The following is a 7,389-nucleotide window of genomic DNA, read 5'->3' as shown; positions in this document are numbered from 1 at the left end:
ACGAAAATGGAAAAGGCCGGAGCATCAGCTCCGGCCTTTTGTACTTCGGCAGTTCGAGAAGGCCCTCAGGCCAGCGCGATATCCGGCGCGTCTTCCTGCTTCATGCCGACGAGGTGGTAACCCGAGTCCACATGATGAGTCTCGCCGGTCACGCCCGAGGACAAGTCCGACAGGAAGTACAGGCCCGAGCCGCCCACGTCCTCGATCGTGGTGTTGCGGCGCAGCGGCGAGTTCAGCTCGTTCCACTTGAGGATGTAGCGGAAGTCGCCGATGCCGCTGGCGGCCAGCGTCTTGATCGGGCCGGCCGAGATCGCATTGACGCGGATGCCTTGCGGGCCGAGGTCGTTGGCGAGGTACTTCACCGAGGCCTCGAGCGCCGCCTTGGCCACGCCCATGACGTTGTAGTGCGGCACGACCTTCTCGGCGCCGTAGTACGTCAGCGTCAGGATCGAGCCGCCATTCGGCATCATCGCCATCGCGCGCTTGGTCACGGCGACCAGCGAGTAGGCCGAGATGTTCATCGTCATCAGGAAGTTGTCGAGGCTGGTGTCGACATACTTGCCGCGCAGCTCGTTCTTGTCCGAGAAGCCGATGGCGTGGACCACGAAGTCGATCGTCTCCCAGCGCTCCGCCAGAGTGGCGAAGGCGGTGTCGATCGCGTCCATGTTCGACACGTCGCAGTCGATGAGGAAATCGGAGCCGAGGCTTTCCGCCAGCGGCCTCACCCGCTTGGCCAGCGCCTCGCCCTGATAGGCGAAGGCCAGTTCGGCCCCCTGTTCGTGCAGCTTCTTCGCGATACCCCAGGCCAGCGACTTGTCGTTGGCGAGGCCCATGATGAGCCCCCTCTTGCCGTGCATCAGACCGGTCATTCGTTTCTTCCTGTAACCACTTTAATCGTTGGGCCCGTTCGCCGGGCCGGAACCCGCGCCGAATTCCACGGGGACACCTGTACCCTCGTTCGCCTGCGCGAGCGCCGCGTTCAACTCCGCGCCTATGACCATCCCTAAGCCGACAAGCCAGAAAAAGAAAAGCGCGATCATCACTCCGGCGAGGCTTCCGTACGTCAAATCGTACATGAGGAAACTCTGCAACACTTTCGGCAGCGCCCAGGCGACCAGCAGCCACCATAGCGTGACGAACGCCGCTCCGGGCCATTTGCGGTAGCGCCGCTTCTGGTATGCCGAAGGGGTGAGCAGATAGAACAGCAGATAGATCGAGACGAAAATGCCGCCTCCGCTCATCGCCGTAGTGAGCGCCATTTGCTCGGAAAGCGTATCGAGCCGGGGGAACAGCGTCGCCAGCACCGTCTCGGCGGTCGAGAGCAGCACTTGCGAGGACAGCGAGATCAGCAGCAGCAGCACCGAGCCGAAGATCACCGCGCTCGACACCAGCCGGGATCGCCAGAAGCGGTGGCGCTTCTTCGCGTCGTAGGCGCGGTGGAGGATGTCGCGGATAGTCTCGATCAGGCTGCCAGAGGTCCACATGCCGAGGAAGCCGCCGATCCACAGCAGCCAGCCATGGCGCGCGGCGGCGACGTCGTGGGCGACCGGGCGCAGCACGTCACCCACGCGCGGAGGCAGGGCGCGCAGGATAGTGTCGATCGAAGCCCCCATCTGGTCCTGCTCGCCCAGCGCCGAGAGGATCGCGGCAAGGGCGATGAAGAAGGGGAACAGCGACAGCAGGCTCATGTAGGCAAGGTTGCCCGCATGGATGAACCCGTCGTCCCAGGTGCCCGAGACGACGCGGCCCATTACGCGGAAGGTCCGGGTGCCCGGTCCCGCCTTGCGCCGCAGCTTTTTGCTCAGCGCTTCATGGTCAGGATCAGACGCCAAACTTCCCGCGCACGTCGCGGCTGTCGCTCCAGCCTTCGAGGCGGGCGGCGAGGTCTGCATCGCCCTCGGGCAGCGTGATCTGCAGGGTGATCAACTGGTCGCCGCGCGTGCCGTCCTTGCGCGTCATCCCGCGTCCCTTGAGACGCAGCGCCTTGCCCGAGCTGGAGCCCGCCGGAACCGAGAGCATCACCGCTCCCGAAGGCGTCGGCGCCTTGACCTTGGCGCCGAGCAGCGCTTCGTCCAGCGTGATCGGCAGGTCGAGGCGCAAGTCGTCACCGTCGCGCCGGAAGAAGGCGTGCGGCTGGATGTGGACGGTGACGGTGGCATCGCCATTGCCGCCGGGGCCGGGCTCGCCCTTGCCCGCAAGGCGCATCTGGGTGCCGTCCTCGACGCCCGCGGGCAGCTTGAGGTCGATGGTCTTGCCGTCGGACAGGGTGATGCGCTGGGGCTTCAGTTCCGCCGCGTCGGTCAGCGGCACGGCGAGGCGGTAGTTGACGTTGGCGCCCTTGGGCGCGGCGCGGCCCCGGCCGCCTCCCATGCCTCCCATCCCGGCGCGGCCGCCGCCACCGAAGATGCCGCCGAAGATGTCTTCGAGGTCGATCCCTTCCTCGGCGCCGAAACCGCCGCCGAAGCCACGCTGGCCGCCGGGGCCGCCGCCATAACCGCCTCCGCCGAAGCCGCCGCCGAAGGGACTGGCCGGGTTGCCCTCGGCGTCGATCTCGCCCCGGTCGAACTGGGCGCGCTTGGTCTTGTCCGAAAGCAGGTCGTAAGCACGCGTCACGTCGTTGAAGCGCGCGGCCGCCGCCGGGTTGTCCTTGTTGGTGTCGGGGTGGAGTTCCTTCGCCAGCTTGCGGTAGGCGGACTTGATGTCCTTTTCGCTCGCACCGCGGGGCACGCCAAGGGTGGTATAGGGATCTGCTGCCATGATGCCCCTAGCTAGGTTGCGTGGCGGGTTTGGACAAGCGCTCTCGCAGGTTGCGCGGAACGTTTGCGTTCCCTAGTTCGCACAGGAGACTTGTCCGCGATCAAGGCCATCTCCCGTGCAACCGGGCATCCGCGCAAGGGTTCCCATCTCGAAACGCAGGAATTCGCACAGTGACCATAGCGCATCCTTCCGAAACCGACGCCCGCGAGGTTATCCCGCATGGCGATCCCTTCGCGCTGTTCACGCAGTGGTACGATGAAGCGCGCGAAACGGAACCCAACGATTCCAACGCAATGGCACTCGCCACCGCGACGCCGGACGGCCAACCCTCGGTGCGCATGGTGCTGCTCAAGGGATACGACAGCTCCGGCTTCGTGTTCTACACCAATGGCCACAGCCGCAAGGGGCAGGAGATCGCCGCCAACCCGCAGGTCGCGCTGCTGTTCCACTGGAAGAGCCTGCGCCGCCAGATCCGCATCGAAGGCACCCTTTCGCCCGTAAGCGAGGCCGAGGCCGAGGCCTATTTCCATTCGCGCGCCCGCGATTCGCAGCTCGGCGCAGTGGCGTCCGACCAGTCCGCCCCGCTCGATTCGCGTGAAACCTTCCTCGCCCGCTATGAGGACGTGCGTGCCCGCTTCGAGGGCGGCGAGGTCGAGCGTCCCGCGCACTGGGGCGGCTGGCGCGTGCGCCCGCAGGCGATGGAGTTCTGGCACGACCGCCCCTATCGCCTCCACGAGCGCCGCCGCTTCGAGCACGGCCCGGAAGGCTGGGCCAGTTCGCTGCTCTATCCGTGAGTGATCACGGCGCCCTGAACCGCAGCGCGGCCTTCGCCAGCATCGGCGCGGCAACGTTGCTGATCGCGATCAAGGGCTGGGCGGCATGGTCCACCGGCTCCACCGCGATGCTGGGGAGCCTGGCCGACACCGCGCTTGACCTCGTCGCCAGCGTGGCGACCTTGCTGGGCGTGTGGATCGCCGCGCACCCGCCCGACGACAAGCACCGCTTCGGCCACGGCAAGGCAGAAGCGATCGCGGCGCTGTTCCAGATCGTGCTGATCTCGATCTCGGCGCTGGGCATCGCCGCGCGCGCGGTGGAGGATTTCTTCGCGGGTGCACGGGTCGAGGCGGCGGGCACCGGCATCGGCGTCTCGATGGCGGCGATCGTTGTGACGTTCGCGCTGATCGCCTGGCAGCGCCATGTGATCCGCCGGACCGGCAGCCTCGCGATCGCGACCGACAGCGTGCATTATCAGTCGGACCTGCTGCTCAACGTCGCGGTGATCGCGGCGCTGGTGATCGACCAGTACCTCGGCGTTTCGGGCGCGGACCCGCTGTTCGGCCTCGGCATCGCGCTGTGGCTGGCCTGGGGCGCCTGGAAGGCGTCCGAGGAGGTGCTCGACCAGCTGATGGACCACGAGTGGCCTGCCGAAAAGAAGCAGCGCTTCCTCGAGGTGCTCGCCCGCAATCCCGACATCACCGGCGTCCACGACTTGCGCACGCGCACATCGGGCAACCGCGACTTCGTGCAGTTCCACGTCTGGGTCGACGCGAACATGACCGTGCGCGAGGCGCACAAGGTGATGGATGCTCTGGAAGCGCGGCTGAAGGCGGAATTTCCCGGCACCGAGATACTGATCCATCCGGACCCCGAAGGACTGGTCGACGAGGCCGGCGATGCGGGCCTGGACGTGCTGCCGCCGATCCGGGTGGGGTGAGGAGCACAGGAACGGGAGGTTTTTGCGTCTGTCCCGCCTGTTATTACAACTCGTTCATTACCTTGTATTTTCGGATTTTCTGATGCACCCGATGACCGCCTGCAGCCCGCAGGCGAACGGGGGATTTCATGAAGATCGTGTACTGGGGCGCGGCGATTGCTGCGGCCGCCATGGTGGGTGCGTGCGGCGGTGACGATGGCAATGGCAACGGAGGCCCTCCGCCCCTGGCGACGTTGAACGTCACGATGGCAGCCCCGACGCTGAACGTCAGCTCCGCCGAAGGCCAGACCGGCCATTTCGAGATCGGCGCCAGCTACACCGGATCGTCTTCGGGCAATGTCGTGGCCGACGTGAAGTTCTCCGACCGGCGCTTCGCCCTCGATGGTGCGCCGGTCGCCGCGGGGCAGGGCTACACCGTGAAGTTCGCCACCGTCGATCTTCCGGCGGGCGGCAAGACCTCTACCGAGGTGACCTTCCGCCTCTGCACCGATGCGACATGCGGGACCGTCTATCCGGGTTCTACCCAGACCTTCACCGTCAACCTCGACGTGCCGCTGCAGGCGTGGGGCACCTTCCAGCGCAACGGTGCGCATACCGGCTATGTGCCGGTGAATTACAAGGTCGCGGACTTCGTGAAGGCCTGGGAATACGCGGGGCAGTCGATCCAGGCCCCGGCCGCGACGGCCGACATGGTGGCTATCACGACCGTCGAGCCGTCGACCGGCGGGACCTGGCAGTATCGGGGCACGGTGCGCGGCCTCAATGCTGCGGACGGCGCCGAGAAGTGGAACTACGATCTGGGCTCGCAGGTCTACGCCTCCGGCTATCTCAGCGGGCCTGCGATCTCCGACGGGCTGGTGCACGTGACCTCGATGGAGAGTTCGAGCGGCACGAACCCGCAATGGGTGTTCGACCTCGCTACCGGCGCGTTCAAGCAGCAGATGCACTTCGCGTCGCAATGGTCGACATTCAACCAGCCGGTCGCTTCGGCGGGCTCCGTCTATATGTCGGCGGGGTACTACGGCAATGTCGTCTACGGCTTCGATGCCCTGTCCGGCGCCAAGCGCTGGGAGACGTTCGGGAGCTACGGCGTGTGGGCGGGAGAAAGCCCGGCGGTCGATGACAACTATGTCTATTACTATTCGGGCCGGGCGCTGGACGTCATCGACCGGGGCACCGGCGTACTCGTGCGCAGCGTCGCTGATTCCGGATACCAGCAGCAGAGCTACGACTGGTTCAGCGCGCCGGTCCTGGGATCGGGCGGCAAGGTCTTTCTCTATTCGGCGAACCGGGCTTTCTATACGGCCAGCCAGCTGATCGCGCTGGACCTGAATACCGAGACGACATCGTGGCGCTCGATCGCGCGGTACACGACGGCCTTCGCCTATGCCGGCGATACGATCTACGCCGTGCGGGACGATGCCCACGTGCTGAGCGCGATCAATGCGGCAACGGGCGAGGTAAAGTGGTCGACCTCGATTCCCACCTCGGACACGTTCGCGGGCAATGTCGTGGCCACCGGAAGCCATGTCTTCGTCTCGACCGAGAATGAGACCTGGGCGATCGACCTCAAGGATGCCGGGCACAAGATCGTCTGGACGGCGCCGACCGGCGGCCGTCTGGCGATCACGCCAGGCAATCTGCTGCTGACGGCGCAGCGTGCCAAGCTGACCGCCTACAAGCTGTTCTGAGCGGGCATGGGCCGGTGAGCGTTTTTTGCCCGTCGGCCCTTACTTCTGCCTCAGCGCCGCGACGCAGGCGGCCCGGTCCACATTCTGCCCGTCCGAGGAACGCCGCGTTTCCACGTATGTGGCGTGCGGCTCCTTCGAGCTGGTGCTGGGATAGAGGAACACGTCGAGCACGCAGGCGGTGCCGGTGAACTGCAGCTTGCGCGCGTCACCTTCCCACACGTCGAGGCGGGGCTCCCCGAACATGCGGGTGAGCTGGCCCTGGTTGGCGCCGATCACGCCTTCGAGGCCCGGCGCCATCTGCACGGCGGCGTCGCGCGGTGCGGCGCGGGTCGGCTGGCGGGTGACGGGGACGCCCTTGATCCGCTTGCCAGGTGGCGGCGCGGGCGTGCTCGCCACGCTGCCGCCGGTCGACGAACAGGCCGACAGGGCAAGCGCCAGCGCAGCCGCACCAAGCGGAAGAAGGAAGCGGGGCTGCAGGGGAACTCTCCCGGAAGACGTCGTGCTCATGATCGCCTGCGGCATCGCCCGGAGGCGAGGGCAAGTCAACGGGCCATCGCCCGAACCACTTGCGCCTGCGGGGAACGGCGGCTTTCCTACAGGTGCAGGGCCGGGGTATTCCGGCGCCATGCTTCGGATTGCCCGCTTCCCGGACCTGTCAGCTTGCAAGCGGCGCAAGGTTACACCTTCGGCCCGCAAGGTGACACATCGCCCGCACAAGGTGACACCTTTGCGGAGCAAGGTGACACATCGGAGCCCGCAAGGTGACACTTTCGAGCCCGAAACCGCCCGGAAACGCCGCAAGGTGACACCTTTTTCCTCTGGACCGTGTCAACCGTGTAAACCTGCGTCACCTTGCAGCGCATCCGGCCGCGCGCTAGTCGCTCGGGCAATCGAAATTCCCGGACCTGTTTCCGGCCTCCACTGAAGGACTTACCCACCCCATGACGCAACCCCGTCTGGACGTCATCGCCATCGGCAACGCCATCATCGACGTCATCGGCAACTGCTCGGACGCGCAGATCGAGGAACTCGGCCTGGTGCGCGGCGGCATGCAGCTGATCGACGGCGATCAGGCCCGCACCCTCTACGACGCGATGGGCCCGGCCCGCGAAGTCTCGGGCGGGTCGGCCGCCAACACGCTGGCGGGCCTCGCCGCGCTGGGCGCCAAGTGCGGCTTCATCGGCCAGGTCGCCGACGACCAACTGGGCGAGGTCTTCACCCACGACA

The 7,389-nt window shown here is 66.4% G+C and carries 7 protein-coding genes and 1 pseudogene; 4 read left to right on the top strand and 4 right to left on the bottom strand.

The annotated features are described in order from the left end of the window. Window positions 1–65 precede the first annotated feature (65 nt). From fabI to ACYPYD_RS26135, 3 genes are read right to left on the bottom strand one after another with little or no spacing between them, the layout of a single operon-like run. The gene (gene fabI, locus ACYPYD_RS26145; RefSeq protein ID WP_036525594.1) at window positions 66–869 is read right to left on the bottom strand and encodes an enoyl-ACP reductase FabI; all 804 of its coding nucleotides are present in this window, start codon (window positions 867–869) and stop codon (window positions 66–68) included. A gap of 21 nt (window positions 870–890) precedes the next feature. After that, the gene (locus tag ACYPYD_RS26140) at window positions 891–1,832 is read right to left on the bottom strand and encodes a YihY/virulence factor BrkB family protein (RefSeq protein ID WP_459666559.1); all 942 of its coding nucleotides are present in this window, start codon (window positions 1,830–1,832) and stop codon (window positions 891–893) included. Next, a complete protein-coding gene (locus ACYPYD_RS26135) occupies window positions 1,822–2,757 on the bottom strand; it encodes a DnaJ C-terminal domain-containing protein (protein ID WP_069708644.1) in 936 nt (311 codons plus the stop codon). Before ACYPYD_RS26135 ends, ACYPYD_RS26140 begins: the two co-directional genes overlap by 11 nt. A gap of 170 nt (window positions 2,758–2,927) precedes the next feature. On the opposite strand from ACYPYD_RS26135, the gene pdxH reads away from it, so the two are divergent. The 3 genes from pdxH to ACYPYD_RS26120 all read left to right on the top strand — a co-directional run bounded on the left by pdxH (window position 2,928) and on the right by ACYPYD_RS26120 (window position 6,162). Then, on the top strand, window positions 2,928–3,551 hold the full coding sequence (pdxH, locus tag ACYPYD_RS26130) for a pyridoxamine 5'-phosphate oxidase (protein WP_459666558.1): 624 nt from the start codon (window positions 2,928–2,930) through the stop codon (window positions 3,549–3,551). Beyond that, window positions 3,548–4,471, top strand: a complete 924-nt coding sequence (locus tag ACYPYD_RS26125) for a cation diffusion facilitator family transporter (protein WP_459666555.1) — start codon at window positions 3,548–3,550, stop codon at window positions 4,469–4,471. The genes pdxH and ACYPYD_RS26125 overlap by 4 nt, the downstream gene beginning before the upstream one ends. Window positions 4,472–4,599: 128 nt before the next feature. After that, a complete protein-coding gene (locus ACYPYD_RS26120) occupies window positions 4,600–6,162 on the top strand; it encodes an outer membrane protein assembly factor BamB family protein (RefSeq protein WP_459666554.1) in 1,563 nt (520 codons plus the stop codon). Between the two features lie 39 nt (window positions 6,163–6,201). On the opposite strand, the gene ACYPYD_RS26115 is transcribed toward ACYPYD_RS26120, so the two are convergent. Further along, on the bottom strand, window positions 6,202–6,669 hold the full coding sequence (locus ACYPYD_RS26115) for a hypothetical protein (protein ID WP_459666562.1): 468 nt from the start codon (window positions 6,667–6,669) through the stop codon (window positions 6,202–6,204). Window positions 6,670–7,103: 434 nt separating this feature from the next. On the opposite strand from ACYPYD_RS26115, the pseudogene ACYPYD_RS26110 reads away from it, so the two are divergent. After that, window positions 7,104–7,389: pseudogene (locus ACYPYD_RS26110) on the top strand (adenosine kinase); the annotation flags it as partial.

This window comes from Novosphingobium sp. 11B (assembly GCF_054589055.1).
Note: the sequence above shows the minus strand (reverse complement) of the source record. Positions and strands in the feature narration are given on the sequence as shown.